This is a genomic window from Aeoliella sp. (genome assembly GCF_965227375.1).
Classification (GTDB): domain Bacteria; phylum Planctomycetota; class Planctomycetia; order Pirellulales; family Lacipirellulaceae; genus Aeoliella.
In genome coordinates, this window is the sequence record NZ_CBDDFX010000002.1 from 3,814,015 (window position 1) to 3,840,787 (window position 26,773).

The window sequence follows — 26,773 nt, forward strand, 5'->3', positions numbered from 1 at the left end:
CCTCCCAAACCCATGACACCACACTTTCCCGCCGGATTTTCAGGCAGCGCGGTACACGCGGGTATCAAGCAAACCGCAGGCAAGGAGGACGTTGCGCTCGTGCTGTCCGACCGCCCCGCGGTGGGCGTGGGGGTCTACACGCAGAACCTGGTGTGCGCCGCGCCGGTGACGTTCGATCGATTCATCACGCCCAGCGAGAACGTGCGCGCGGTGGTGATCAACTCGGGCGTGGCCAACGCCTGCACCGGCGATAGAGGGGACGAAGACTGCCAGAAGATGGCGCAGTTGGTGGCTGAAGCGTGCGACCTCGACGACAACCAGACGCTGGTGCTGTCGACCGGCGTGATCGGCGTGCACCTGCCGATGGAGAAGATCGCCAGCGGCATTCAGCAAGTCTCCAAGTCGCTCTCCTCGGACGACGAAGCCCTGGAGCGAACCGCCCGGGGCATGATGACCACCGACACGGTCACCAAAATTCGCGGTCGGCAGTTCGAGCTGGACGGAGTGAAGCTGACCGTCACGGGACTGGCCAAGGGCGCGGCGATGATTGGCCCCAATATGGCGACCATGCTGTCGGTGGTGATGACCGACGCCAACGTCACCCCGCGCGACGCCCATCAGGCGCTGCAGGACGCGGTGAGCGAAACGTTCAACTGCATCAGCGTCGACGGGCACACCAGCACCAACGACACGGTGCTGCTCTTGGCGAACGGCGCCGCCGGCGGACCCGTGCTCGCAGGTCGCCAACTCGACGCGTTTCGGGCGACGCTGTACGAAGTGTGCGAGGACCTTGCGCAATCGATCCCCGCCGATGGCGAAGGCGCCACGCACCTGGTAACGGTCGAAGTACACGGATGCCGCACCCGGGCCGAAGCGGTGAAGATCGGCAAGACGATCGCCGACAGCCCGCTGGTGAAAACGGCCATCCACGGTGCCGATCCCAACTGGGGTCGGGTGGTTTCGGCTGCGGGCTACGCGGGAGTTCCGTTCAATCCGCATCACGTGAGTTTGCACATCAACGGCTTGTTGGTTTACGAACGCGGCGCGCCGGTCGACTTCGACGAAGCGGCCGTGTCGAAGAGCATGGCCGAAGAGCGAGAGACCAGCTTGCTGCTTATCCTGGACGAAGGCTCGGCCGCGGCGCGATTCTGGACGACCGACCTCACGGCAGAGTACGTCCGCCTGAACGCCGACTACACCACTTAACCGGACATCGATGACAGCATTGGCGCGGATTCGCCAGGCCCTATTCGCCCTGGCCGTGGTCTTCCTAGTCGCGGTCACAGGCCATCGCTTGCTGACCGGTAGCAGTTGGCTCTCCAGCATTCACTACTTCGTGGTCACCGTGTCGGGCGTGGGCTATACCGAGCAAAGCGACTCGCCGCCCGAACTGAAACTCTTTTCGATCTTTGTTATCCTGATTGGCATGTTCGTGGTCGGTTACACGATCACCATGCTGTTGCAGTCGATGATCGAAGGCCAAGTCTACCGCGCGCTAGGAATCCGTCGCATGACTCAAGAAATCGAACAGCTCTCCGGTCACACCGTCATTTGTGGACTGGGCCGCATGGGTCAAACGTTGGCCGAAGAGTTTTCTAATCGCAACGTACCGTTCGTGGTGATCGACCAGGACTCCGACACCGCACTGACCGCCCGCGCCGATGGCATGCTGATCATTACCGGAGATGCCCTGGAAGAGGACTCGCTGATCGCCGCCGGCATCGAACGGGCGAAGGTATTCGTGGCGGCCCTGCATTCGGATGCCGACAACGTGTTTCTCACGCTCACCGCGCGGAATCTCAACCCCAAGCTGCGAATCATTTCCCGCGGCGAGCTACCCGCTACGGAGAAGAAACTCCGCCAGGCCGGGGCCGACGAGGTGGTGCTGCCGGCCGTGATCGGCGCGCGGCGGATGGCGGCCATGGTCACCCGGCCGCACGCGGCGGAGCTGATGGACCTGATGGTGAGCGACAAGTCGCTACGAGCCGATTTGGAGGAGTTCCACATCCCGCCAGAGAGTTTGCTGGTGGGTCAATCGATCCGCGAGGTGGCCCTGCAAACCCGGCACCACGTGCTGCTGCTCGGCCTCCGCCGCCAGGATGGCGATATGCTGTTTGCCCCCGCCGCCGACACCAAATTTACCCCGGGCGACACGCTGATCGTGATGGGGAAACAGGGCGATTTACGACTATTTCGCCAAGCCCACGGGCTTTGACGCCAGCAGTGCCGCCAGGGGCGATCCATCTTGCCAGCATCTGCGTAGTTCCCTAAAGAGACCCCCGCACGCCCCCCTGCAGTGCTGGTAAATGTGTGTATCTGCGCGATTAGGACACTCGCATCGACATTGGATTTGCCTTAAGTTGAGTCTTCCTGCCGACTCGGTGCATAGCGTAGTTGTAAACTGGAGCATACCTTTTCGCATGCCGGCCACTTCGGACAGGGTCGGAACATCTCTTCTGAGGAGGCCCGGGATGGAACGTTGTAGGATTGCTTGGTTGGTATCGTTTGCGCTGATTGTAGCGGTCGCTCTTGGTAGTTCGATCGCCGGCGCCGAAGAGACCAAGCCCAAGAAGGACAAGAGCGACGAACCGGCCGAGAAACTGGCTTCGTTCGCCGCCCCGCTCGCCAAGCCCAAGCAGCGCCATACCGATCACCCTCTCTACCCTGCCCTGGTGCTCGCTGAAGAGGCACTAGAGTCGATTGACAAGAACATCGACGACTACACCTGCAAGATCGTTCGCCGCGAACGCGTCGCCGGCAAGCTGGGCAAGTACGAGTTCATCAACGCCAAAGTCCGCCACGAGCAAGGCGAGGGCGAAGAGAAGATTCCATTCAGCGTCTACCTTCGTTTCGACAAACCCGCCGCCGTGGAAGGTCGCGAGGCCCTCTACATTAGCGGCACGCACGGCGACCGTGTGCTGGTGCGCCGCGGTGGGCAACGGATGGCCTACATGAGTACCTACTTGAAGCCGGACAGTCGACTTGCGATGCGGGAGAATCGCTATCCCATTACCGATCTGGGTTTCAAGCGCCTGGTCCAGCAGCTGGTTGGGGTGATTGAAAACGACATGCAACACGACGAGTGCAAAGTGACCTTCTTCAAGGGAGCAAAGGTCGACGAGCGGACCTGCACTCGCATCGAAGTGATTCATCCTGTCGAGCGCGATCACTTCACGTTCCACAAGGCGATGGTGTTCGTCGACGACAAGGACAAGATCCCCGTGGGCTACGCCTCGTTCTTCTGGCCTCGTGAGGAGGGTGGCAAACCTCTCCTGCTGGAAGAATACATTTACACCGACGTGAAACTGAACGTCGGCCTCTCCGACGACGATTTTGATCGCGAGAACCCGGAGTACCTGTTCAGCCAGGATCCGGAAGAGTCGGACGAAGAGTAAATTCAAGATTCGACGGGTGCCTGGGCACGAGTGCAACGAGCCCCCAGCCACCTACGGCGTCAATCCAGCGCAAGTTTCACCTGCTGCTCAAACAGCTCGCGCTGCGGGTCGTTCGTCTCTCGCATCCAGTGCCACAATCGTTTCGACATCGCGCTGGCCCGTGGTGAGTATTGGTCGTTCGGCTCGGCGATCAGGTTCACCAGGCAGTCGGGGTCGCTCTGCAGGTCGTACAGTTCTTCCGTGGTGCGGTAGAGGAAGTGCTTCACACGCTCGGCCACGGCCGGATCGTTCTCGGCCGCGGCGACCATCGCTCGCATGGTGCGGCCGCTTTGCGACTCGTTGCGGAATCGCGTCTCGCCATCGGCCCACCCGTTCCAGACGTACAGGTACCGCTCGTCCTGCACCGCCCGCATGGGATAGTTGTTCTTGCCCGCGGTAGTGTTGATCATCGTGAACACGCAATTCCGCTCCGGTTGCTGCTCGCCCCGCAACAGCGCGGCGATCGAACGGCCATCGCTGTCCGGCAGGTTCTCAAGGCCTGCCGCCTCCAAGAGAGTAGGGGCGAGGTCGACTCCACTGACAAAGTGCGTCTTGTCGCGACTGCCCGGCGTGGTCACGCCCGGCCAGCGAACGATCCACGGCGTGTGGTTCGATTGGTAGTAGCAGTTGGTCTTGGCAAAAGGCAGCGGCATGCCGTGATCGCTCATGAACAGCACGACCGTTTTGTCAGCTTGGCCCTCTTCGTCCAACTGCCGGAGGATCGCACCTACGATGTCGTCTGCGCGATGCACCGAGGTGTAGTATTCGGCAATCTCGCGCCGCACCAGAGGCAAGTCGGGCAGGAAACCCGGCACAGTGACTTCCTTGGGCTTGATGGTCCGTGTGACTGCGGGGCGGGGGCGGGACTTCTCCTGCCGGCTGCCAGCGAACGGGCGATGCGGATCGTGCAGATTGGCCATGATGAACCACGGCTTCTCCGCCTGCTGGGCCTCAGAGATGGCTTTGCCAACGGCCTCCACGTAGTGCGACTCGCTACGCCCGCGGCCCAGTTCGCCCTGGTCGATGATGAAATCGAATGCAGCAGCCCGCGTGGGAATCACGTGCTTTGCCTTGCCGATCAAGGCGTTGCAGTAACCCGCCTCGCGCAAGGCTTCGGGCAGGGTGGGTACGTCGGCATGGATCGGATCGAACCCCAGTGCGCCATTGCGATGCGGATACCGCCCCGTCATCCACACCGCCCGCGTGGGCTGGCAGATGGCGATGTTTACGAACCCGTGGTCGAAGGCCATGCCCTCGCTCGCCAATTGATCGATGTTCGGCGTGATGCCTTCCAACTTACAGCCAAACACACCGACCGAGTCGCAGTTCATGTCGTCCACGGTGATCAGCAAAAGATTCATCCGCTCCGCGGCAAGGCTCACGGGCGAAGTGAATAGCAGCGCTAAGCATAGCAGGGCGCCAAGGGGCTTCATCGTTTCATCTCCCAGTTGCGTTACTTGTCCAACCATCCCTCATCGCGATACCACTCGATCGTCTGCAGGTATCGCTCCGGCAGCGGCGCTCCGGGGGCAAAGTTCGTTTGGCTCACTAGTTTGGCAGGTGAGGCCACCCAGCCACTGGCGGTGCCTTCGCGCATTTTATCCCAATTCAGCGGCGACGGTTTGCCGCGCACCCGACCGCCGAGTTCGCCAAAGGTCGCCCCGATCGACAAGGCCCACTTGCGGACCTTCAGAATGCGAATGTGGCGGCCCAACGCTTCGCCGATCATGTGCCCCATCTCGGTGTACGACGACGGCGTCGGATCCGCCGCGTAGTAGACTCCCGTCGCCCGCGGGTCGGTGGGGTCGAGCCGCTTGCCGTACCGCGCGGTCAGTAGCAGCGCCTCGGCCAGATCGTCGGCATGCACCAACGACAGCGGTAACCCCGGCCGATGCACCACGTGGATGCCAGTCTTCATCAGGCTCCGCACTAGCACCAACCCCGCGCGGTCGCCCGGCCCGAACACAACCGGCGGACGTACGATGGTGGTCGGCACCTCGGCCGCCCACTCCCGCGCGGCCAACTCGCCCGCCAGCTTGCTGCGACCGTAGTTGGAGATCGGCTCGGGCGTATCCCGTTCGGTCAAAGCCCGCTCCGCCGGCGATGGACCGGCAGCGGCCAGCGAACTGACGACGATCAGCACGGGAGGATTTGACTCGGCGGCGCAGGCGGCCGCCAGATTCGCGCAGCCCGCTTCGTTCACCTGGGCGAACTCATCGTAGCTGGCGGCGAACGTCTTGCCGGCCAAATGGAAGACGAAGTCCATGCCAGCGATAGCCGCGGGCAGCGTTTCAGGCGTGGTCACGTCGCCCGAAGCTAGCTCGACGCCCAGGGCTTCGAGCCGCGACGTATCGGCCGTTGGACGCACCAGGCAGCGAACTTCGCCGCCCGCTGCTTGCAACACTTGCACCAGCCGGGGACCGATAAAGCCCGTGGCGCCGGTGACGAGACATCGAGGCATGGCAACTGGCGCTGGAGCTGGCGTTTCGCAAATCGCGCAGGGCGTCTACACTTCGCCCCATGTCCGAAGTACGCATCATACCCGTTTCCACGCGCCGTGAGCAGCGCGAGTTTGTCAATCTTCCCTGGAGTCTCTACAGGGGGGACAAAAACTGGATTCCCCCGCTCCGCCACGAGCAGCGGGGCCTATTAGGCTACCGCCGCCACCCGTTCTACGAAGCGGCCGAAGCCCAAACGTTCCTCGCCCAGCGAAATGGAGAGACCTGTGGACGGATTGCGGCCATCGTGAACCACGCCCACAACAAGTGGCACAAGGACCAACTAGGGTTTTTTGGGTTCTTCGAGTCGGTGGACGACGCGGAGGTATCGACACCGCTGTTCGAAGCGGCCGGCCAATGGCTCGCCGACCGAGGCATGACCGCCGTGCGGGGGCCAGCCAACCCGTCGATCAACTACGAGTGGAGCCTGCTGGTCGAAGGGTTCGACGAGCCGCCGATGTTCATGATGACCTACAATCGGCCGTACTACGGTCAGTTGATCGAGGCAGCCGGCTTACAGAAGGTGCAGGACCTGTATGCCTACTGGGGACACACCGATATGCTCTCGTCGATGGACGACAAGCATCGCGTCATCGACGAAGGCATCCGAGAGCGTTTTGGTGTGAAACTGCGGCCAATGAATCGGAAGCGGTTTCGCCAAGAAGTCGAAATGTTCCTCGATATCTACAACCAAGCGCTCTCAGCCACCTGGGGCTTTGTGCCGCTGTCGGAAGCCGAAGTATCGGCCACCGCCGGGCAGCTTCGCCACATGATTGTCCCCGAACTCACCTTGGTCGCAGAAGTTGAAGGGAAGCCCATCGGCGTGATCTTCGGCCTGCTGGACTACAACGGGCGGATTCGCGAAATCGACGGGCGGCTACTGCCGTTTGGTTTTTTGAAGCTGCTCACTCGGCGAAAGGAGATCACTCGCATGCGCGTGATCAGCGCCAACGTGCTGCCCGAATACCAGAACTGGGGCGTTGGCATCACGCTCGCTCGGGGACTGATCGAGCCGGTGCTGAACCACGGCGTGCAGGAAGCCGAGTTCTCCTGGGTGCTGGAGTCGAACAACCTCTCGCGCAAGACCCTGGAGAAGGGCGGCGCCAAGCGATACAAGACCTACCGCCTGTACGAGCGTGCGTTGGGATAACGTCGCCAGACGTTACCGACCACCGACTACCTCCACGGCCACCGGCTTGCAGAAGTGCTCGGGATACTCGATCACCATATTCACCAGCGTTTCGGGCAGGTTGCGAGTGAAGTTAGTCGAGGAGACCGATTGCAGGATGAGCCGCCGGTTGGCTTCGCGTGTGTAATCGCGGAACTCGCCCACCACGTTCCCTTCGTGCTCGGCGTCGATGTCCAGCACCTTCGCGGGGCTCGCCGGATCGAACTTGCACTCCGCCAGGTCGATGGTGCGATCCTCCGGCTGCCCCGGCGTGCGGAAGAACATCTTCTTGGCTTCCAGGTCGTACACGATCTGCCACCGCGTTGAACGGTGCTGAACGCGTCGAATGGTGTCGAAGGCCGCGAGGTGTGGCTCGCGGGTGTCGTCCTGTGCCTTCTTGGCCGCCGCGGCCAGTCGGGCGTACCGATGGATCGACTTGTGATTCTCGGGAATCTCCTGGTCGCCGCCGAATCCCTCAAACGCCGCGATATGCTCCTGGCTGTAGGCAGCCGTGCTGTTGGTGATCTGGCGGTACTTCAGCGTGTCGCCGTGATGCACGACCATCTTGCCTTCGATGAATTCGATCACCGCACAGTCGCCGCTGGCGTCGCTTACAAAGAAATGCACCTTCACGCCAACGATCGAGTTGATGCGAATCGCATTGTCGCTCTCGATCACTTCCTTCACCGTTGCAGCCGTGTCGAGCTGGTACTGCACCCACTGGGCGGAACTAAGCGAAGGGCGCTCGTCCACGGCCGGGTATTCGGTTTCGTTCAGCCACAAGACCGCAATCGCCAAGCCTGCCTGGTTGATGCCGTCGACGGGCAACTCGCGCCCGTACTGGTTCACGGTGACGCTGCCAAACTTGCTGGTCCACTCGGCCGGATTATCGAACGCCAGCGCTCGCTTGGCCATGCCGGGCTGATTGATCAATAGCAGCGCGTTGCCGATGTGCCAGTCGTAGCAGCGCGCCATCACCGGGCGATCGCCCAGTTCCATCAGCACCGCCGAACACGCTTTCGCCTCGGGCGCGACAGCACAACCGAGCAGCACAGCGGACAGAACGACAACAGTTCGATGCATCAGAGACGCTCCTGGCAAACCATCAGGGACAGATCGGTCGATTAACTATTGGCAATTCGGGCTCCGAAAGCAACGGTATTTGGTGCCGCCGGCCGCTCAATCGAGCGATTTCGGACTTTGTTGCTGCAAAACTGCCCCCGACTCTCTGGATGGGCGGCCTAGATGTACCACATCGGCTCGCAGCCTCCGCTGGCATATTCCAGCAGATTCGCCAGAGATATTCCGTCGAGCCGCTCCTGCTGCACCGCCTCCGCCTCGCGGCAAGCGCTGTACAGCGCGCCGCGGAGGCCGCCCGACTCAATTTCTTCGGTCGCGTCGTTGCCCTCGAGCACGGCAATCACTTCGCCCAAGCTGATCTCGTCCGGCGCCCGGGCCAACTGGTACCCGCCCGCTGCGCCCCGAGTGCTGGAAACCAATCCAGCCCGCTTGAGCTCCAGCAAGATCTGCACCAGGAACCGCGACGGAATGCCATGCTCTGCTGCCACCCGACGAATCTGCACCGGCTCGCCCAACGGATACTGCTCCGCCAGGTGCAAGATGGCCAGACAGCCGTATTCAATCTTGGCAGGAAGTTTCACTGGTGGTGAGTAAGTGGAGTAGGTGAATAGGTGAGTAGGGGAAGAAGCAAGTGAGCAACAGTACATACTCACTTACTAACCTACTCACCAGCCAAACCGCGACGCGCTGCAATCGGTGAAGCGCAAACATCCAAGGCGTCTAAATGCCACTACCCTGCTGCTCGACCGAGTGCAGGCCGCATTCGGTTTTGGCGGTGCCGCTCCAGCGCCCAGCGCGTTCGTCGGTTTCGCCGTCCGTCACCGCACGGGTGCAGGGCCAGCAGCCGATGCTGGGGTAGCCTTGGTCGTGCATCGGGTTGTACGGAACATCTTCCTTGACGATGCGCGTCCACACATCCTTCTTGGTCGAATTCGCCAGCGGGCTGATCTTCACCAGGTTGAACTTCTTGTCCCAACCGACGATGGCCGCTTGCGCCCGATCGGCGCTCTGGTCGCGACGAATGCCGCTCATCCAGGCCGACCTACCGGCCAGCCCGCGATGCAGCAGCTTGATCTTGCGATCGAAGCAGCACTGGTTGGGATTCGTGTTGTACAGCGGCCCGCCGTGCTGTGCTTCGTACTCGGGAACGGTCAGTTCGGGCTGCAGCATGTCGACTTCCAGGCCGTACTTCTCAGCAATGCGATCACGCAGATCGAGCGTCGCCTGGAACTGATAGCCCGTGTCGAGGTTGAACACGTAGGTCTTGGGCGCCACCTGGGCGAGGATCGAGAGAATCAAACATCCCTCGGGCCCAAACGCGGTGGCCATGGTCAGCCCGTTGCCAAACCGCTCCGCGCCCCAGGCGACAATCTCCTCGGGCGTGGCGGATTCCAGCCGCGCGCTTGCCTCGGCCAGCTCGGCCAGCAGTTCCGGGGAGGGCTCAACAGCAGGTGGCGAGGTGGTGGGCATAACGACGGAAGGTTGGCTCGAAACGGCGGTCATGTTGGGACCTCGGAGCAAAAAGTGCCGCAAAAAGCAGCCACGGAGGAATGTTATGTAAGTTTACAAACAAAGTCAAGTATCTATTGCTGGATATCGGCTTCCACCGGGCCGATACTGCAACTTGTAGCGGTTGTTCTCCGAATTACCGATGTTCCCGCTGGAGCCCATCATGCCCCATCCCGCCATTTGGACCCTCTTGCGACGTCATCTTGGGATGAAGAATCTTGCCGATTATGGGCAGTCACGGCAGAAGTTGCTGGGGCTGGCCGACCTGCCCATTCACACGGTGCTGGACATCGGAGCCAATCGCGGCCGCCACACCAGAATGTACCGCCGCAAGTTTCCGAACGCCAAGATCTGCGCCATTGAACCCGTACCCCATCTAGCCACGGGCATTCGCAAATGGGCTGAAAACCAGCAGGGCAAGGTCGAAGTGCTCAACTTAGCACTGGCGAACAGAACGGGCGAAACCGAGTTCTTCATCAATCGGCGTGCTAGCATCTGGTCGACACTCAGTGTCCCCGATGGGGAGAATGAGGCGGACTACGAGCGGATCCAAGTCAAAGTCGACACCCTTGACGCCCTATCTGAGAGACTCGATCTGCGGGAGGAAATCGTCATCAAAATTGATACCGAAGGAGCCGATCTCGAAGTGCTTCAGGGCGGAACCGCCACGCTTGCGCGCTCGGCAGCAGTCATCATCGAAGCGGTGTTTTACCCTACTCGCTATGGTGACGACGCTCCAGTGTTTGAGGAAATCGTCCAAGCAATGAGCGAGTACGGCTTTGCCTACCGAGGCAATGTACGATGCTGTTGGAGCGAGGGCGTGTGCAACGCGGCAGACGCCTTGTTCGTTAGACGCGACGTCGCTTGTCGCATGGCGGCTTAGTGCGTGCCGCGCGGGCGCGTAGCGTCTGTGGCGGCGAACTTCCTGCGGATCTTGCTCAAATACACGCTACATCTATCTGTAGTGCGATCTAGGCCGCAGCTTGCTAACTGCCGGCGAGCTGTGTGCGTTTCTGGGCGATCAAGTCGAGCAGCGCCTTCTGCGGCGCGGCAAACTTGGCGATGCCTTCGGACATGAGGGTGTCTTCCAGATGCTGCATTTCGACCTTCTGGTCGATGTCCTGTAGCACTTCGGCTGGCGGCAACTGATCCACGGTGCGACTGAACTGCAGCCCGCTCTCCTGCACCGCATCGTTGGTAGCCGGCGGATTGGTCTGGATGTCGCTACCGGCCAGAGCTTCCACGTACTTCCATGCGGGGTCCTCCGGTTTCTTGCTACCAGTGCTGGCAAACACCATCTCCTGGTCCAGCGGCAAGTCCTTGCCCGACCAGAAGGATTGGTTGTCAGTCCACATCCGCTTGGCGTTGACGATTCCCACTTGGCCCTGCGCAGCGGCGGTGAGTGTGGGCACGTGCTTCTCGGTGTACACATCCACGCGCGAGATAAAGATGCTGTAGACGCTCTTGAAGTGCTCCAGCGAATGGCGATGCTGAGCACCGCGCCAGATGGCGTCGCGAGCCTGCTGGTACTGCTGCTGAGAAAAGATAAGCGTCACATTCAGCGGCACGCCCGCGTTTGCCAAAGGTTCCAGCGACTCCAGTCCTGCTGGCGTTGCTGGCACTTTGATCATGCGATTGCGGTGCTCGCTGCTCCAACGCTTGCCCAGCTCGACGTACTGCTCCACTCGCTCGACGTGCGGCAGGTCGGCTTCCGGGTCTTCGAGCAATGGATCGAGTTCAAAACTCACATATCCATCGTTGCCGTTGGTGGCCTGCCAAACGGGGGCGAACACCCGTTCGGCGTCCGACACAATTTGGTCGGTCAACGCCCAGGCGACCTCGGCATCGGTGGCTTCACCATTAGCCATGAGCGTCGCCAGGTGCTGGTCGAATCGGCCAGTTTTCACCAGATCGGAAATGATGATGGGATTCGATGTGGCGCCGGTTGCTCCCAGTGCGCGGTTCTTCTCGACCAAGTCGGGATCCACCGAATCGAGCCACAGTTTGGTGCCGCATTGGATAAGCGATTCGAGGGGTGAGGACATCTTTGAACTCCTGGGTTGGGCAGTGTATTTCGAGTGGCTTGCGTTGGCGATGACGGCAAAATGCGCAAACGGGGCAATCGCTGCGCATTGTACGGCTGGTATCGTTTCGACGGATTCTAACAGTAATTCCTGTATTGAGGGCGACAATCGGACGATGAACCACCACAGGTGGACACACCGCGCGTCCCCAGGGGGGTGACGATCGCCCCACACAGCGAACCGGTTGGCTCGAAACTGAGCCAGCAAGTTCGCCAATCGGCGATCGATTGCCTATTTGAATTAGGGCACGGGACGACAGGAGAATCAATCCGTGACCAGGCATATCTACGCAGCTAATTGTTTTTGTTGGGCTATTGCCGCGCTCGTGGCAACTGGGGTGGCGTCCGCGCAGGACTTGACCATGCCGCCAATATCGCCGCCGGCCGAATCGGTCGAGGGGATGGAGGTATTACCGCCCGGCGCCGGTGAACCCGCACCAACGAGTGTACGGGATGAGATCGCTGGCGATCCCACCGCGATAACCATGGGCGAGTACGGCGACTACCATGCGCTCGACCAGGCCAATTGCGACGTCTGGGCCCACCGCCCGGCGCTCACCAGCAGCACTGGTACGTGGCTACGGCGCGGTTGGTGGTACACCGAAATCGAAGCGGTCGTGCTGAACCGCATGTGGAAACGCGACGACATGACGCTGGGGCAAGACAGCGCGTCTAACCGCAAGCTCATCCTCGCTCGCACCGATCCCGGAGCCTCCGGTTCCGTGCGATTCACGCTGGGCCGGTTCCTGTTCCGCGACATCAAGAATCGCGATCATACCATGGAGTTCACGGCCTTTGGCGGTGGCGAGTCGACACAAGACGACACCTTGACCAGCGCCAGCGACGGGCAGACGTTGTTCGTGCCGACCGGCATTTCCGACTTCAACCCAGCGTTCGACGGCGCCCAGACGATGAATGTCGACTACGACAGCCGTTTTAACAGCTTTGAAGTCAACTATCGCGTGAAAGAACGCTTGAGTCGCGATCGGATGCTGCTCACCCCCGGTGGTGAATGGGTCCGCACGGCCAACGAAGGAGTCACCAAGCAGTATTTGGTTGGGTTCCGATACTTCGATCTTGTCGACACCCTCGACTGGAACGCCACGAACATCTCCACCTTCGCGAACGAAGATGGCAATTATCACGTGGAAGCGGACAACGACATGTTCGGCCTGCAAATCGGCGGCAGCATGCTGTTCGAGCACGATCGCTGGAATATCGAGATCATGGGCAAAGGCGGCCCCTATATCACCGACGTGAAGTCCGAATCACGGCTCACCATCACCAACGATGCGGACAGCAGCTTTACGGTGAACAACCGCGACACGACGCTGAGCTACATCGGCGAGTTGCAGATCATCGGACGCTATCACTTGCGGCCCAACATCTCGCTGAAGGCGGGTTGGCAGATGATGTACGTCAGTGCGGTGGCTCTGGCGCCCGATCAACTGAATTTTTCGCCGGATGACGGTCGTTTTCCCTACACAGGCGACCCATTTTACAATGGTGGCATTTTCGGCATGGAATGTTACTGGTAGGCTGGTGCATTAAGTTTCCAGCCACCAGCCTCCTGAGCCCCTGTCCGCCGGCATGGACCGCCCCACCTTCCTTGATCGCCAGCCGTTTGGCATCCCCAACTACCTGGCGATTGCCTTGGTGGCGGTCTTGTTCATGGCGCTCATTCCACGGGGCGCCCGCAAGTCGCTCGAGACGAACACCAACAAGGTGGAGGACTGGCTGCCGGCCAGCTACACCGAGTCGGTCGACCTGGTGTGGTTCCGTCAGCAGTTTGGCAACGAGGCCTTCATCGTCCTCAGTTGGGACGGCTGCACCCTCGGCGACACCGAGAAACTCAGCCTGCTGGAGCATAAGCTGCTGACCGAGCCGCTCACGCCGGAAATGGCCAAGGCGGTGCACGTCTCCAGCCACAGCGATCGCCGCATCTGTGCGCGAGTGATCACTGGACCCGGCATGATCGAACAACTGTCGAGCCCGCCAGCCAGCCTCGATCGCCCGCAAGCCATCGAGCGACTTACCGGCGCTTTCTTGGGACCTCCGACGGTCGAAGGCGACGACTCCACGCGCACTACCTGTCTGCTCGCTTACCTCAGCCCGCACGCCACGCACAATAATCGGACGATGCGGATGGCCATCGAACGGGTGGTCGAGGTCGCCACCACCGACTGTGGCATCGATGCCGACACGCTCCACATGGGCGGCCCGCCAGTCGACAACGTCTCGATCGATATCGAGGGCGAGCGCACGCTCGCCAAACTGGCCGGCCTGTCGGGCCTGGTGGGATTGGTGTTGGCTTACGCCTGCTTCCGCAGCCTACGCTTGACCGGCATGGTGCTGTTCGTGGCCGTGGTATCGGCGGGAGCCAGCTTGGCGGTAGTTTTCTACTTTGGCGCCTTCGAGGTGCTCGTCTGGGGCGCACCGACGCCAAGACTAGGGAAGCTCGACGCCATTTTGATGTCCATGCCTGCGGTCGTGTACGTGCTCGGTCTGTCGGGCGCGATCCACCTGGTAAACTACTACCGCGACGCCGTGCAGGCGGGCGGGCGCCGTGGTGCTGTCGAACGCGCCGTTCGCATGGCGTTGTTACCGTGCGGTTTGGCTTCGTTCACCACAGCCATTGGCTTGGCTTCGCTAGCCAGCAGCGACATCCTGCCGATCGAAAAGTTCGGCGTGTTCTCAGCCATCGGCGTGCTGGTAGCGCTCGGCCTGTTGTTCTCGCTGTTGCCAGTCGCCTTGCATCGCTTTGCTCCGCCGGTCACCGCTACTAAGGGGCGCGAAACATCCACCTCGCTGCCCGGTTGGGCGCGCAGTATCGCTGAGGCCATTTGCCGACACCATGGCTGGGTAGCCACCGGGGCGTGTTTGTTGATGGTGCTATTCGCGCTCGGCCTGCCCCGCATGAAGTCGTCGGTCAAGCTTATCAAACTGCTCGACTCCCAATCCGACTTGGTGCAGGACTACGCCTGGCTGGAACAACATTTGGGCAACCTAGTTCCCATGGAAGTGGTGATCGCCGTGCCCGAAGAAATGCGGCGTGGCGTGAACGACCACCCCGAGGCCGACGGTGAGCATTACGCAATGTCCACCGTCGAGCGGCTGCGTCTCATCCGTCGCATCGGCCAGCATATCGAAGCCCTGCCCGCGGTGAGCCGTACGCTGAACGCCGCGACCTTTTCCCCCGGAGAACTCGACTCCCGCTCGTCGTCGAACCGCCGAACGCACGACTACGTCGTTAGCGAAGCCATCGACGAGAACCGCGACACGCTGCACGAGTTCCTCACTTGGGAGAAGCTCGATCCCCCCGACCTGGACTCGCAACGCGAACTATGGCGAGCCTCCGCCCGCGTGGCCGCCCTCGACGACATCGACTACGGCGAATTCGTACGCGATCTTCGTAATACCGTCGAGCCGGTGCTCGACGCCTACCGCGCGCGGAGCAAACTGGTCGAGCAACTCGGCCAACAGGAAAAACAGTTGGTAGGCGCGCGTGTCGTGCTCGTGGTGCCTAAGGAGTTCACCGCCGAGGACGTGTTACTGGCGGAACTGCTACGCGAGGCGGGCATCGAGACGGTCGCCAACGGCCGGCGCGGAAAACTGCACGAAGTGGCAGCCGAGTCGCTCGTCGACATCAGCGACAAGGCCCGGCAGCAACTCACCGGCATGGACGCGATCATCACCCGCGACCCGGCCATCGCCGATCAGCTTGCCCAACTGGATCTACCAGCCATCGACCTTTCCGCCGACAAGGTTGCCGACGAGGACGGCCTGGTCGCGATCTACACCGGCGTTATGCCGTTGGTTTACAAGACACAGCGACAACTGCTGGTGAGCCTGCAGGAAAGCCTGGTGATGGCTTCGGTGTTGATTTCCATCGTGCTGATGGTGCTGTTGCGCAGCATTGGCGGCGGACTGGCGGCCATGATCCCGAATCTGTTTCCGCTGGTCGTCGTGTTTGGCGGCCTCGGCTGGTTTGGCATCCCCGTCGATATTGGCATCATGATGACCGCCAGCGTCGCGCTGGGTGTTGCAGTCGACGACACGATTCACTTCGTCAGTTGGTTCCGCCGCGGTTTGAGTGTCGGCATGTCTCGATACGATGCGGCCGTCGAATCCTATGAGCGGTGCGCTAAGGCGATGGTCCAAACGACACTAGTCGCCGGACTGGGCTTGGCGGTGTTCGCCGTGAGTACGTTCACGCCCACCAAGCAATTCGGCTATTTGATGATGACCATCCTCGCCGCCGCGTTGGTAGGCGACCTGATCCTGCTGCCAGCGCTGCTGGTTGGCCCGGTTGGCCGACTGTTCCGCGCTACGCGCCGCGTATCGGACGACCTGTCCGAACTGATGCCAGAAACGCCCGACGACGATGGCGAGCCCGCAACACCCACGACTGCTCCCATCATCGCCGCCACTGCGCCCAACGCGCCGACACCCAAGCAACCCGCGGAGCCCAAACCGGAGCAACCTTCCGCGCCTCAAGTCTCGGCGATGACCGTCGAACAGCCAACCGAGCTCACCACCCCGCCGGCCACCATTCCGCAGCAGGACGGTTCGGCGAACCATCGGGCGCACCACGAAGAGCCCGTCGCTGGCCCCCACGGCGAACTGTCGCCCACCAACGCGGCATTGCACGAACGCCTCCGCCGCCTCCGCCGCGATCAATCGGCCAGCTAGCGTACTCTGGTAAAGCAGGAGAAACACGCACCGACACGCCTTCCACCGCCGCCAGGGCCACTGGCATCCGCCCGCTGTCGTGCTATATTAAAGGGCTCGGCAGCCACCCGCGTGGCCACCGACCCCCACCGAGGGCGCGTAGCTCAGTTGGTTAGAGCGCTTGCTTGACATGCAAGAGGTCACAGATTCGAGTTCTGTCGTGCCCACTTCTGTTAACCCCTTTGGCAGACGCGATTTAGCGTAACCGGCTCTTCGGGCCGTGCAGCCTGTAGTCATCCTCGTTTTGGTTGTAATCGTACAACCGAAGAAAGGAACCAGGCATGCCGCGCAAGCCCCGAGTGCCCTCTTACTGCCACCACAAGCCCAGCGATCGCGCCATCGTCAAGGTGAAGGGCAAGATCATCTATCTGGGCAAGTACGGATCCGACGAGAGCCGAGACGCCTACGCTCGCATCGTGGCGGACCTGCTGGCCGGTCGCCCGATCACGTCACCCGCATCGACTGGGAGCGGCCATTCACGGGCGCCATCGTTCGCGGTCGCGGACCTGGCGAAGCTCTACTTGGAACACGCGAAGGGCTACTATCGAAAAGACGGTAAGCCGACCAGCGAGATTCACACAGTCCGCCGCGCCCTCGAGTTTCTGACCACCCACCATGCCGAGCTGCAGGCCGTATCGTTCAGCATTGGCGACCTGAAGGTGGTTCGACAGTCGATCGTCGACTCGGGCGTCAGCCGTGGGGTGGCCAACAAGTACACGAATCGCATCGTCCGAGCGTTCAAGTGGGCGGCCACCGAAGAGCATGTTCCATCCTCGGTTGCCGCCTCCCTCGCTGTGCTACCTGGACTGAAGGCAGGGCGAACCGACGCCAAAGAAACCGAGCCAGTCGGACCAGTCGACGTGCGCGTGGTCGATGCTACGCTTCCCCATCTGCCCGAGGTCGTAGCGGATATGGTCCGGCTGCAGTTGCTCACAGGAATGCGGCCGGGGGAAGTTTGTCGCATTCGTCCCGCTGACGTCGACCGCCAAGCCAACGTTTGGGAGTACCGCCCGCAGTCGCACAAGACAGAGCACCACGGAAAACGGCGTGTTGTGGTGCTCGGCCCCAAGGCCCAAGCGATCCTCACACCCTACCTGTTTCGCGACGCGGAGGAACACTGCTTTCGACCGAAGCGGCATATTGCGGTGCCACGGAAATTCAAGCGTTACCGGACCGACTCGTACCGGCGAGCGATCGTGAGGGCCTGCGAGAAAGCGGAGGTCCCGGCGTGGTCGCCAAATCAGCTACGCCACACCGCCGGTACCGAGATCCGCAAACAGTACGGCCTGGAAGTCGCGCAAGTGATTCTCGGGCACAGTAAGGCGAACGTCACAGAAATCTACGCAGAACGGGACATTCGAAAGGGGCGTGAAGTTGCCACGCTGATTGGGTAAGATTCACACACTCAACAGATCAACCAGTCAGGTAGCTCCTGACGTCGACCCGCCGGACCGCGTGTACTATCCTCGCGCGGCCGGCGGGGCGGGTTGAGGAAAGGATAGATCATGCTGTCGGCCCCATACTTTTCCCGTGCTAGGCGCGCTGCTTTGGCAGCGATCGACGCTCTCAGCGAACTTCATTGGGCTCTGACCATTCAAGACGAAGTGGCAAGGCAGAGCGCGGTGATCAATCTGCAGTCCGCGATTACGGACCATCGCATTAAAACTGAGACGTTGATAACGGACGAAGTGCTAGAAGAAATCGAAGTTGCCATCGTCGGGAAGTTGCCGGAGTTGAGCATCGAGTTCGAGCCGCGAATTTTCTCCGATCCTTTCCGCATGGAATTGCCAATGACGACAGCACACCAAGCCGTGCTCTGGGCGGTCGTAGGGGCGGATCAGGTAGTCGGTATGGAGATCAATCCGGAACGGCATCGCAGCGGATTGGAGCGTTTGGCCTGGAAAGAGTTACGTCGGGCCTTTGAAAAAACGATCTGCCATATCGCGACCAAACTGGGGAGCCGCATTCGCACAGAAGCTGGGCTGGCAATTCAGCGCGCTGAAGTGGCACGCGACAATCAGGGGACCGAAGCCGTATTGCTCGGACTACCGCTGGCTCCGCAAGTCGAGGGGAACGAAGTGGTGTTCGACGGAACGAGGTACTCGGGGCTATCTCCCAGCCAAGTCGACATTCATCGCGTGCTTGCCGCTGGCGCTGGTGAGTGGGTGCCTATGAAGATCGAGGACCGGCCGATTTACCGCGCTGCAGCGCTAATCGACGGAATGCCTGCCCCTCTCCGTGAAGTCATCGAGCAAGAACCACCGCAGGGGCGACGCCGCTACAATCCCAAATTGGTGCGATTCGACAGCGCACAGCAGTAGTGCGAATGCGCTCTATCGCCGACACTCCGAGCCTCTGCGCTCGATATTTCTAGCGCACAATGCTGGGCGCATTTTGCTCTATAGTCGTGCGCTCGCTGCCAGACGTAGAACATTGCCTCCAGGTGCTAATCGTTGCGGCATGGCGTCGCACGAAACACTTTACTGCAAGGAGGAACCCTATGTCCGTCGCCGCTGTTTCGCATCGAGAACTCCCAGAGCTGGATATCACAGCAACCGACGAGCCGCTACGTCCAGTCGGTGCCATCGCCGAACAGGTGACCGGTTCGAGGCCACACCCAACCACAGTTAGCCGCTGGTGTGGAGGCCGTGGAGCTAGTGGAATCAAACTACCCAGCATCTTGCATGGAGGACGTCGCATGTCGAAGCGGTCGATCTTTTCGGTGCCCGCTCCTGGAAGAAAACTACCGATTCGCCTCAGCATTCCGCCGTTCGCGTTCATCGCTTACAGCTTGCAGCCAGGCACGGCCCAAACGAAGAAACCCTGGCCGATTACGTCGCCACGCTCGACCAGGGTTCGCAGAGGAAATGCAGGATGCATTGTACCAAACCCAAGAGCCGTGAAAAGGCATTGATTTTGATCCGTCACGAGCAGTCCGGGCGGCCCTACATCGAAGTGTACGGCGAGTCGACCCTCGATTGCCGCATCGTGACGGTACCGCATGTCGATACCACGCGCGGCGAGATCGTCGCCGAAGAGCTCGTGGAGCACTCGCTCCCCGTCATCTACCGTGACCTGCTCTGGCCCGGCAAGCTGCGGGCCCAGGGCGTGGTAGCGTTGCAGCGTCCAAGCGACGTGGTGGACCGATACCACCGGCTGCAAATTCTCCGCGCCCTCGACGCACTGGAGCGACGGCTGACGACTCCACGGAGACGGAGGCCCAGACGTGCAAGGTAACGGCCACCCACGCATCGCCGACACAACAGAGTACGTACCGCCACCGATTCGCAAGCACACGCTGCGCGAATTGCGGGAGCGTTTCCCGGAGCTGCAACCGCCGGTGATCGAAGGGCTGTTGCGAGAAGGCGAGACCTGCAACGTCATTGCCGCGCCCAAGGTAGGCAAGTCGTGGTTGGTCTACTACGTTTCGCTGTCCGTCATCATGGGTTGGAGTCTCTTTAGTCGGTTCTGCACCAGCCAAGGGAAGGTGCTGATTATCGACAACGAACTGCACCCGGAGACGCTCGCCAGTCGCGTGCCTGTAGTCGCGGAGGCGATGGGGGTTGATCCGTTCGGTGGGAATGACGGCTACCTGGACGAGCTGGAGCTGTGGCCGCTGCGGGGCGACCTACGAAGCCTTAACGAGTTGATGTACGAGTTCGAGACGATCGAGCGCGGCGACTTCAAGCTGATCATCTTCGACGCCAAGTACAGATTCGCCACTGAGGGGCAAAGCGAGAATGACAACGCGTCCGAAGCGCGGTTCTACAACCAGGTGGACCGCATCGCCGATCAGACCGGCGCGGCCATCATGCTTGTGCACCATTCGTCGAAAGGCAATCAGGCCGGCAAGAGCGTTACTGACGTCGGTGCTGGTGCTGGCGCCCAGTCCCGGGCCGCTGATTGCCACCTGGTTTTGCGCGAGCACGAAGAACCAGGCCACATCGTCCTGGACGCTGTGGTGAGATCTTTCGCACCGCCAAGCCCACTGGTACTTCGATGGGAGTGGCCGCTGTGGAATCCTGTCGATGGGATGGATCCTGAGAAGTTGGCGGGTAGCAAATCCAAACAGCAGGAGGAACTTGACCAACGCGACCACCAGGGCAAGCTCGACATCCTCACGGTTCTGCGGCGTGGGCCGCAGTCCGCGAGAAAGATTCGCAGCGAAGTCGGCATGGGGCCAGATCGTCTTGGCCGACTGCTTTTTCAACTAGTCGAAGAGGGTCACATCATCGAGTCCACCACCACGAAGAACGGCAAAGAATGCACCGTCTACACCATCCAAGAATAGGGGTTGGTCTGTTGCGGCAGACCACCCTGCAGACCATTAGCCCAAGGGTGGTCTGGACGGCCCTACTACGTACGGGCCGTCCAGACCACCCAGGACCAGCGAGGGAGGTTGGTCGGTTGAGCGACTGACAGACCATCCTCTCCCACCAAATTCTAGGCCACTGCGATGAGTCATGGACGAACAAGAGCCCGACACAATCGCCCCATCGGCCAAACCACTGATGCCGGCCGTGCTGCAGCGCGTCGCGGCCATGAAGTCAAGCGGCGCGGAGGTGCTGCTGCTCGATCACTTCCCCAAGTCGCAGGTGGTGAAGCTACTCGCCGGCGGGGCCGCAGAGAAGGCCGAAGCCCGACGAGTGCAGCAAGAGCAGGAGCGTCGACGCATCGAACGGTGGCGGCGAGAGCGGGAGGCCAGTCCACCATCGACCGCCTGAGGCGTCGCCTGCCACGTTGCTCGGCAGCGGGGGTCTCAACTATCGAGACTCCACGAGCCAACGGGAGACGCTGGCAGGCGGGCCCAGGATCGACGCCAGAGGGGCACCCCCCCACCCCCCCCCCCGGGGGTTTGGGGTCCTTTGGGCGGGGGCCGGTCACAGTGGGCTTCGCCCGCAATCGCCGTAGATTTATCCACGTTTTACTGCCAAAGCAAGTAACTCACTTTGCGCGGAGAAAACCCATTATGTCCCGAGAACCAGAGAAAAAAGCGCCCAACACGCCGCCAAAAACAGCGCCCAGCCGCGCGATTCAAGAGATTCTGCGTAAACAGCGAGCCGGCGCGGACCTTACCGTCCGCGAGCGCCGGGCGATCGAGCGATTTGAGCGTCAGCAGCAAGCGATTTACGGCCCGTTTTACGCGCGGAACTACCCGAAAGTGGAGCTGGTCGAGCGACTCGACACTCATCGGCGAGTTCTGATCGACCAAAGCAAGCGATTTGGTCTGGGCTACCATTCGTCGCGCAAAACCGTCGACCTGCTCGCGATGCTCGCGGCATGGCACCGCTGGGCTACTCGTCATTGGAAGGCGCTTGTCCAGGTGTTCGACAGTCGTGATGCCGACAACCAGTCGGACGAGAACGATACGCTTGAATTCTGGCAGCGTGAACTTACCAAAGAGAAGGCCCTCAAAGAACGCGACGGCCGGCTCGACCGAACCGGCGAAAGCGTGTCACGCGAAAGCGTTCACGCGATGCTGCAAGAATTCTACGTGGAACCCTATCTCAGTCGGCTCGACCAGTTGGCAAAGCGAGAGGAGCCAATCAGTCCCGAGGAAATCGCCAGTTGGCATCGTCAGGACCTGGCAGCGTTTCAGCAAGCCATGCAGGCGCTGGTCGATGATCCCAGCGAGAGGCGAGAGCGACTCGGACGGTCGACCACCGTCGCTTCCGACGATGGAGGTCGATGCGGCTAAACCAATCAGGTAGCACACGCTACAGAGAAAACGTGATCCTTCGCGACGTGAGTCGTGCACTTCGCGAGCAAACCAAAACGCTGGTGATATCGCTTCCTCATGCAGTCGAAGACAAGCAACATCCGATGCCTTTCCAAGATCTATTTTTCTGGTTAACAGAGCCGCATCTAGTTCCTGCGGAATGGTCGCGGTGCTGGCCACAATCGGCACGAAATCATCCTGTCCGGTTGCGGAATCTTCAGGGGTCGGGACAAACTGAGTGCCTAGCGGAAACTGCCATTGAACCATCGAACCATAGCGGCCTATCAGCTCGCCGCGTACATATCGCGAGAGGAACTCAATTAGTCGCTTATTGCGATCATGATAGAAGCTCCCCGCCACGACTTCCGAGTCAAACGCGGCGAGTCGGAAGAACTCATCACGCAAAAACTCTTCCCCCCGCCCGGATCGGCTATAGTCCTCGAACGTGTCGTAGTCACGAATCACCAACTGTGAAAGCGATCGCGCCGAAGTAGAACAGTTTCCAGGAGAAGGGCAACTCGAAACTCAGCGGTATGGGGTCACCACCGAAAGCCACCTCGACCGGACTCTTGATTGCCGAAAGGAACTTAGCCGCGATTGGCACCAGGATGATCCAAACGAAAGCCAGCTTGGCCCATGCGCCGAGGCCCAGGCTCTTGAGCCAGGACCATCGGAAGCTTGCTTGAGCCGCCGGGATTCGCAGCATGGGATGCAGTCCACGTTCCATCACCCCAGTCTAGCCGACGAAACTTGCCCGCACCATCGTCGCCACGAGCGTGGCTCGAGTACTCCCTCGCCCGTCACGTCGATGGTGGCCACGAGGCGGACACGACACTGGTGGCGGTCGCGGCCGCAGCTCCTCACGGCGCGACTGACGGTGCCGGATCCCAACCAGGCTACACCGGCGCGGTTACCGATGCCGCCGGCGGGGCGGACGTCGAGCCCGTTACCGATGGCGTGGGGCGATCGACAACCTGCACCGATGGGCAATAGCGCAGACGTCTGCGCTATTGGTTCGACGGTCGGCAGGTTCGCCTGCAGGACCGGCGCCCATGGCGGGGCGGGAGCCTATTTCGGTATTTCGAGGAACACGTGGACATCGTGCGAGATCATCTCGTCTTGCTCGCTGATGTTGATTTCGTGCCTAACTCCGGTGACTCTTCGCCATTCGTCTGGACCGTTTTTGTTGTGGATACGGACGTGCTCCCCGGCATGCATCGCAAACGTTGCAGCATCCAGACTCATCTGGGTGAAGTGCGCGGAATCGTTGCCATCGTCGAAGAAAAGTACTCTTAGCTTGGGCATGGGTAACGCTCCGAATGTGGAAGAGTTGATTCGACCAATCTCGGATTTTACCTCGCTGGCCTGCGACCACGCTAGCACCGGCGCGGGCGAAAGAAATCGGGTTGCAAACCGGGCGGTCGCGGGTAAGATCATAAGCGTCAAACCCGCCTTGGTCGCTCTGAACGACCAAGGCAAAAGAGGAAATCTGAAATGTCGAAACTTAATCTGAAATCAGAGCGCGGCCGCGCTCAGGTTTGGGGTATCCGTAAGGACCCCGGGCGGTATCAGATTCCGCCTGACAAAGCCTGTGCGCGGTCGCGCTTTTCTTTTGCCCTCGCCATGGTCACCCGGCATCTGAGGGCAGGAAAGGGAAAAGCCAGGTATGGCTACCGTCACGAAACTCCCGCGACGAAGTGGAACCCCCATCAAGTTCGAAACCACCGAGGAGCTGCTGAAGTGGAGCGACAACGTCGAACCACTCAGCGCCGACCAGTCCGACCGCTGGGCCGTCACTGAAACGGAAGGGGGTGAAGCTTGAGTACGACGATTCCCGAGCAAGAGCGCAAGATGCACCGCGTCCGCTACGGCGACCTCGAAGCGGTGATGAAGCGATCGAAGTACGACCACGAATGCGGCGACTTGTCTGCCGCGATCGGTGGCTACATCGAGGCGTTGGGCCAATGGCTCCGCCTGAAGTACGTCGAACGGGTTGGTATCTCGCCCTGCAGCGTGGTGAAGGACCCGATGGTTCTGGTCGACCGGCTACGCGCGGTCGACTTTCTGGAGCCCTACGAGAGTCGCTTGATTCGGGCGGCGCTCATGGTTGTGGGCGATCCGTCGTGGAGAGCGGCCGACGTCCTCCGCGCGTTGGTAACCACGTTGCTGCTCGACCGCATTAACATCGACGATCCCAACGTTGCAGAGTTGGTCCGGCGAGAGAAGCACGTGAAGCCGCTGTGCATCCACTGCGGCCAGCGACAGAACAAGTTGCCCTGCCGCCAGTGCGAACGCGACCGCAAGCGTGGTGTAGCTCACCGGGTCGCTGCGAATGGAGGTGCAACATGCTAACCCGATCCGAAGTTCAACGCATCGAGGAGCTGATCGCGGGCGGCGGTAGCATCCGGAAGGTTGCCCGCCAGGTTCGCGTGAGTCGCTCCAGTGTGCAGGCGATACGCCTCGGGCGACATCCATTGCAATTACGGCCGGAGGAGCCTGAAAAAGTTCCGGCGATTTCGCCGGAACCTATTCGCGAGGTGGAGCGGACGTCGAAAGTCGCACGCTCGCCCGCCACTTCCCGGCGATGCAAACCGAAGCCGAAGCCGTTCCGCCCCATGCGATTGCCCCCCAATTGTGATCGAGGGAACGAAACCCGCGGGGCAGCCTTTCTACGTGGGCACAGCCGGCGGAACCGGGGCGTATCTGCCGAGCCTGGAGGAAATCGCCGAGCATTGCGCCCGGTGTTGAGTCAGTTGTAACGCCTCCGCGGCGGCTGCTGGCGGGGCGGTTAGTTATTCACATCCCATCCCCGCAACCGCAGAACGATTCGATCGTCCGCCGCTTTTTTTGAAAGGTTGAACATGCCGCATCCCAAGAAACTCCAGGCCACGGCCCATCACGAATCGGGCCACGCCGTGGCGGCTTACCTGCAGGAACTCAAGTTTCGAAAGGTGACAATCGAGCCAGAGAAAGATTCCCTTGGCCACCTACTGCACCGCGCATTCGACAAGAGGTTCCGACCGGACCTATCTCTGACGGATGCTGTGTGTGCATCCATCGAACGGCGCGTGGTGAATTGCTTTGCCGGTCCGATTGCGGAGAAGAAATTCACCGGCCGATGGAATCTCCCCGGTGCTCGTTCTGACACTGAGAGCGCCCACAACCTGGCTGCCCTCGTTCACGCCCACCCCAAGGTGCTCAAAGCGTATGACCTTGAGACTCGGCAGCAGCCGAACTACGCGCCCACAAGTGGTCGTGATCTTGTCGCCTGGTTGCATTTGGTTCTACCTTTCAGGTTGGGCGATGGGGTCTATCGTTTCGCTTTCAAGCTGGCTGACAGTGGAGGAAGCCCCCAGGCTTTCTCGATGACCTCGATTGCCTCCACGCGGCTTAGTGTCGTGCGCTGCAGCAGCGCCTCCGCGACGGCCGTGATGGCGACCCAGTTCCGCTCCAGCTCCACCATCTGCACGGCGACTTCGTGGAGGTAAGCCAGGTATTCGGCTCTGGCAGTGCCCACGAAGAACCGCCCCAGTTTGTGTGGTCCAATCTCGAAGCCGAGCGACTTGTCCAGGCCAGATACCCCGAGGCCATCTTCGATGGAGAGCCACCGTTTCTACAGTGGCTTGCCTGGCGGGAAGAGGGAGGCGAGCTGGTGGAAGCTGAGCCCTTCGCAACAGTCTGTATTTCATTCTACCAAGACGAGGTTCACATGCTGAGAGTAACCATGCCACGAGTCGATGACGTATTCGGATCGAATGAACTGTTGAAGGCCACCGACCTGCCCCACGGTCGTAGTATCCCGGTCGTGATCGAAACCGCCATCGTGCGAGACTTCGATGACGGCGCGAAAGTCGAGTTGAGTTTCCGCGGGAAGCACCAGGTCGATTGCATTCGCGTCGATGAAAACCCCCCGGTCGGAACGGCAGCACAGTTGCCACCCACACCGCAAGAGCAGAGAGGCATGCAGGACTTCGAACGCGCCCGGCAACAGGAATCTGCTGATCGTGAAGCCTTCCCTAACTCCGGCGACGACATCCCGTTTCAGATGCTCCAGACGCAACCGCTTTCCCACCCAAATCCCAACCGGAGTTGAACCATGAAAACCCCAGACCTGAACCACGTCGAAGAGACCGCCGGAAGTCGTGTTCGAACAATTTGCGAGGACTTTCTTGCCCTCCGAGACGGGCTCGGTATTTCGGGCACCGCGGCATCCGTGCTGATCCTGACCGACATGCTGTGGGAAATCGGTCACGATGAGCATGGCAACAGTTTGGCCACGTGCGCTGGTGACCGGAGTTGATGACCACACGGCGACGCCGGCGGCCTCAACGGCCGGCAACCCGAACCTGATTTGAACGGAACTACCATCTGCGACTCTACGCCTACCTGCCGGGGAAATCGCTTGGCTCTGCGAAGTGGTCGACTGATTCAACAAACTACCGGCGGCCGTGGCGTTCGCGGCCGATCGTATATTTAACCTATCGGAGCACCAACTATGACACCCGACCGAATCTCCCGCGAGGAGGCCGAGAGTGCACTGGAGGCCGCGCG

At 60.9% G+C, this 26,773-nt stretch carries 28 protein-coding genes and 1 tRNA gene; 20 read left to right on the forward strand and 9 right to left on the reverse strand.

The features are described 5' to 3' along the window. The first annotated feature begins 12 nt into the window (after nucleotides 1-12). The 3 genes from argJ to ACQK2L_RS27995 all read left to right on the forward strand — a co-directional run bounded on the left by argJ (nucleotide 13) and on the right by ACQK2L_RS27995 (nucleotide 3,395). The gene (gene argJ / locus ACQK2L_RS27985) at nucleotides 13-1,206 is read left to right on the forward strand and encodes a bifunctional glutamate N-acetyltransferase/amino-acid acetyltransferase ArgJ (RefSeq protein ID WP_425400347.1); all 1,194 of its coding nucleotides are present in this window, start codon (nucleotides 13-15) and stop codon (nucleotides 1,204-1,206) included. A gap of 10 nt (nucleotides 1,207-1,216) precedes the next feature. Next, the gene (locus tag ACQK2L_RS27990) at nucleotides 1,217-2,215 is read left to right on the forward strand and encodes a potassium channel family protein (RefSeq protein WP_425400348.1); all 999 of its coding nucleotides are present in this window, start codon (nucleotides 1,217-1,219) and stop codon (nucleotides 2,213-2,215) included. A 256-nt stretch (nucleotides 2,216-2,471) separates the two neighbouring features. After that, nucleotides 2,472-3,395, forward strand: coding sequence for a DUF1571 domain-containing protein (locus tag ACQK2L_RS27995; protein WP_425400349.1), 924 nt, complete (start codon nucleotides 2,472-2,474; stop codon nucleotides 3,393-3,395). Nucleotides 3,396-3,454: 59 nt separating this feature from the next. Here ACQK2L_RS27995 and ACQK2L_RS28000 read toward each other — a convergent pair whose 3' ends face one another. Then, nucleotides 3,455-4,867: a sulfatase family protein gene (locus ACQK2L_RS28000; RefSeq protein ID WP_425400350.1), complete on the reverse strand. Its 1,413-nt coding sequence runs from the start codon at nucleotides 4,865-4,867 to the stop codon at nucleotides 3,455-3,457. A gap of 20 nt (nucleotides 4,868-4,887) precedes the next feature. After that, nucleotides 4,888-5,895 (reverse strand): NAD-dependent epimerase/dehydratase family protein, encoded by a 1,008-nt coding sequence (locus ACQK2L_RS28005; protein WP_425400351.1) that lies wholly within the window; start codon nucleotides 5,893-5,895, stop codon nucleotides 4,888-4,890. Nucleotides 5,896-5,954: 59 nt separating this feature from the next. Between ACQK2L_RS28005 and ACQK2L_RS28010 the strand changes: the two genes are divergently transcribed. Then, on the forward strand, nucleotides 5,955-7,082 hold the full coding sequence (locus tag ACQK2L_RS28010) for an N-acetyltransferase (RefSeq protein WP_425400352.1): 1,128 nt from the start codon (nucleotides 5,955-5,957) through the stop codon (nucleotides 7,080-7,082). A gap of 12 nt (nucleotides 7,083-7,094) precedes the next feature. On the opposite strand, the gene ACQK2L_RS28015 is transcribed toward ACQK2L_RS28010, so the two are convergent. The 3 genes from ACQK2L_RS28015 to ACQK2L_RS28025 form a co-directional block, all read right to left on the reverse strand. Beyond that, complete coding sequence (locus tag ACQK2L_RS28015) at nucleotides 7,095-8,183, reverse strand: linear amide C-N hydrolase (RefSeq protein ID WP_425400353.1); 1,089 nt, start codon at nucleotides 8,181-8,183, stop codon at nucleotides 7,095-7,097. A 158-nt stretch (nucleotides 8,184-8,341) separates the two neighbouring features. Further along, complete coding sequence (locus ACQK2L_RS28020) at nucleotides 8,342-8,761, reverse strand: RrF2 family transcriptional regulator (RefSeq protein WP_425400354.1); 420 nt, start codon at nucleotides 8,759-8,761, stop codon at nucleotides 8,342-8,344. A 139-nt stretch (nucleotides 8,762-8,900) separates the two neighbouring features. Then, a complete protein-coding gene (locus tag ACQK2L_RS28025; RefSeq protein ID WP_425400355.1) occupies nucleotides 8,901-9,683 on the reverse strand; it encodes a phosphoadenylyl-sulfate reductase in 783 nt (260 codons plus the stop codon). A gap of 169 nt (nucleotides 9,684-9,852) precedes the next feature. Between ACQK2L_RS28025 and ACQK2L_RS28030 the strand changes: the two genes are divergently transcribed. Continuing rightward, nucleotides 9,853-10,572: an FkbM family methyltransferase gene (locus ACQK2L_RS28030; RefSeq protein WP_425400356.1), complete on the forward strand. Its 720-nt coding sequence runs from the start codon at nucleotides 9,853-9,855 to the stop codon at nucleotides 10,570-10,572. A 103-nt stretch (nucleotides 10,573-10,675) separates the two neighbouring features. On the opposite strand, the gene ACQK2L_RS28035 is transcribed toward ACQK2L_RS28030, so the two are convergent. Then, a complete protein-coding gene (locus tag ACQK2L_RS28035; protein ID WP_425400357.1) occupies nucleotides 10,676-11,734 on the reverse strand; it encodes a transaldolase family protein in 1,059 nt (352 codons plus the stop codon). Between the two features lie 400 nt (nucleotides 11,735-12,134). Between ACQK2L_RS28035 and ACQK2L_RS28040 the strand changes: the two genes are divergently transcribed. The 10 genes from ACQK2L_RS28040 to ACQK2L_RS28085 all read left to right on the forward strand — a co-directional run bounded on the left by ACQK2L_RS28040 (nucleotide 12,135) and on the right by ACQK2L_RS28085 (nucleotide 22,201). Further along, nucleotides 12,135-13,310 (forward strand): BBP7 family outer membrane beta-barrel protein, encoded by a 1,176-nt coding sequence (locus tag ACQK2L_RS28040; RefSeq protein ID WP_425400358.1) that lies wholly within the window; start codon nucleotides 12,135-12,137, stop codon nucleotides 13,308-13,310. A gap of 52 nt (nucleotides 13,311-13,362) precedes the next feature. After that, nucleotides 13,363-16,464, forward strand: a complete 3,102-nt coding sequence (locus ACQK2L_RS28045) for an MMPL family transporter (RefSeq protein WP_425400359.1) — start codon at nucleotides 13,363-13,365, stop codon at nucleotides 16,462-16,464. Between the two features lie 132 nt (nucleotides 16,465-16,596). Further along, a tRNA-Val gene (locus ACQK2L_RS28050) sits at nucleotides 16,597-16,670 on the forward strand. A gap of 114 nt (nucleotides 16,671-16,784) precedes the next feature. Next, complete coding sequence (locus tag ACQK2L_RS28055; protein ID WP_425400360.1) at nucleotides 16,785-17,897, forward strand: tyrosine-type recombinase/integrase; 1,113 nt, start codon at nucleotides 16,785-16,787, stop codon at nucleotides 17,895-17,897. Between the two features lie 153 nt (nucleotides 17,898-18,050). After that, nucleotides 18,051-18,824: a hypothetical protein gene (locus ACQK2L_RS28060; protein WP_425400361.1), complete on the forward strand. Its 774-nt coding sequence runs from the start codon at nucleotides 18,051-18,053 to the stop codon at nucleotides 18,822-18,824. Between the two features lie 179 nt (nucleotides 18,825-19,003). Next, the gene (locus tag ACQK2L_RS28065) at nucleotides 19,004-19,417 is read left to right on the forward strand and encodes a DUF1580 domain-containing protein (RefSeq protein WP_425400362.1); all 414 of its coding nucleotides are present in this window, start codon (nucleotides 19,004-19,006) and stop codon (nucleotides 19,415-19,417) included. Further along, nucleotides 19,378-19,740, forward strand: a complete 363-nt coding sequence (locus ACQK2L_RS28070) for a hypothetical protein (RefSeq protein WP_425400363.1) — start codon at nucleotides 19,378-19,380, stop codon at nucleotides 19,738-19,740. Before ACQK2L_RS28065 ends, ACQK2L_RS28070 begins: the two co-directional genes overlap by 40 nt. Then, nucleotides 19,730-20,794, forward strand: coding sequence for an AAA family ATPase (locus ACQK2L_RS28075; RefSeq protein ID WP_425400364.1), 1,065 nt, complete (start codon nucleotides 19,730-19,732; stop codon nucleotides 20,792-20,794). Before ACQK2L_RS28070 ends, ACQK2L_RS28075 begins: the two co-directional genes overlap by 11 nt. Before the next feature lie 172 nt (nucleotides 20,795-20,966). Further along, complete coding sequence (locus ACQK2L_RS28080; RefSeq protein ID WP_425400365.1) at nucleotides 20,967-21,227, forward strand: hypothetical protein; 261 nt, start codon at nucleotides 20,967-20,969, stop codon at nucleotides 21,225-21,227. Nucleotides 21,228-21,472: 245 nt separating this feature from the next. Further along, nucleotides 21,473-22,201, forward strand: a complete 729-nt coding sequence (locus tag ACQK2L_RS28085) for a hypothetical protein (protein WP_425400366.1) — start codon at nucleotides 21,473-21,475, stop codon at nucleotides 22,199-22,201. A 475-nt stretch (nucleotides 22,202-22,676) separates the two neighbouring features. Here ACQK2L_RS28085 and ACQK2L_RS28090 read toward each other — a convergent pair whose 3' ends face one another. Further along, a complete protein-coding gene (locus ACQK2L_RS28090) occupies nucleotides 22,677-22,928 on the reverse strand; it encodes a hypothetical protein (RefSeq protein ID WP_425400367.1) in 252 nt (83 codons plus the stop codon). 44 nt (nucleotides 22,929-22,972) lie between these two features. Between ACQK2L_RS28090 and ACQK2L_RS28095 the strand changes: the two genes are divergently transcribed. Next, nucleotides 22,973-23,215, forward strand: coding sequence for a hypothetical protein (locus ACQK2L_RS28095; protein WP_425400368.1), 243 nt, complete (start codon nucleotides 22,973-22,975; stop codon nucleotides 23,213-23,215). Nucleotides 23,216-23,290: 75 nt separating this feature from the next. On the opposite strand, the gene ACQK2L_RS28100 is transcribed toward ACQK2L_RS28095, so the two are convergent. Beyond that, on the reverse strand, nucleotides 23,291-23,527 hold the full coding sequence (locus ACQK2L_RS28100) for a hypothetical protein (protein WP_425400369.1): 237 nt from the start codon (nucleotides 23,525-23,527) through the stop codon (nucleotides 23,291-23,293). Between the two features lie 361 nt (nucleotides 23,528-23,888). Here ACQK2L_RS28100 and ACQK2L_RS28105 point away from each other — a divergent pair, with 361 nt between their 5' ends. Both ACQK2L_RS28105 and ACQK2L_RS28110 read left to right on the forward strand, forming a co-directional pair. Continuing rightward, a complete protein-coding gene (locus ACQK2L_RS28105) occupies nucleotides 23,889-24,044 on the forward strand; it encodes a hypothetical protein (protein WP_425400370.1) in 156 nt (51 codons plus the stop codon). After that, a complete protein-coding gene (locus ACQK2L_RS28110; protein ID WP_425400371.1) occupies nucleotides 24,041-24,574 on the forward strand; it encodes a hypothetical protein in 534 nt (177 codons plus the stop codon). The genes ACQK2L_RS28105 and ACQK2L_RS28110 overlap by 4 nt, the downstream gene beginning before the upstream one ends. A gap of 958 nt (nucleotides 24,575-25,532) precedes the next feature. On the opposite strand, the gene ACQK2L_RS28115 is transcribed toward ACQK2L_RS28110, so the two are convergent. Further along, entirely contained in the window at nucleotides 25,533-25,739 is a 207-nt protein-coding gene (locus ACQK2L_RS28115; RefSeq protein WP_425400372.1) for a hypothetical protein, read from the reverse strand. Nucleotides 25,740-25,946: 207 nt separating this feature from the next. Here ACQK2L_RS28115 and ACQK2L_RS28120 point away from each other — a divergent pair, with 207 nt between their 5' ends. Together ACQK2L_RS28120 and ACQK2L_RS28125 are read left to right on the forward strand one after the other, a co-directional pair. After that, nucleotides 25,947-26,315 carry a hypothetical protein gene (locus ACQK2L_RS28120; RefSeq protein ID WP_425400373.1) on the forward strand — a complete coding sequence of 123 codons (369 nt, stop codon included), beginning with the start codon at nucleotides 25,947-25,949 and terminating at the stop codon, nucleotides 26,313-26,315. Nucleotides 26,316-26,318: 3 nt separating this feature from the next. Next, nucleotides 26,319-26,522, forward strand: a complete 204-nt coding sequence (locus ACQK2L_RS28125) for a hypothetical protein (RefSeq protein WP_425400374.1) — start codon at nucleotides 26,319-26,321, stop codon at nucleotides 26,520-26,522. The last annotated feature ends 251 nt before the right edge of the window (nucleotides 26,523-26,773 follow it).